The sequence below is a fragment of the Anaerovorax odorimutans genome (genome assembly GCF_024459955.1).
GTDB lineage: Bacteria > Bacillota > Clostridia > Peptostreptococcales > Anaerovoracaceae > Hominibacterium > Hominibacterium odorimutans_A.
Window position 1 is genome coordinate 1 of record NZ_JANFXK010000219.1, and the last position, 231, is coordinate 231.

The window sequence follows — 231 nt, forward strand, 5'->3', positions numbered from 1 at the left end:
CCGCATAGTCCTCTGTGTAGAACTCAAACACCTTGCTTGCTCCAAGGAAGATAAGAAAGCCCACACCGATAGCAATACCGCCCACAAAGACGATTAAGAGAAGATAATGCACTATGGTAGCCACTACTGGCTGTGGTATCTTATCTCCCAGTTGTGAAGCCCACTGACCGCCTTTAAGAAGCAACTGGAACGCATTCACAATGAACTGCCATATAACCATGAAAAAGGTCT

The 231-nt window shown here is 45.9% G+C and carries 1 protein-coding gene; it reads right to left on the reverse strand.

Translation table 11 applies throughout. The features are described from left to right. Positions 1-231 (reverse strand): DUF6040 family protein (locus NE619_RS18540; protein WP_256133928.1); only part of this gene is annotated, 231 nt, incomplete at both ends.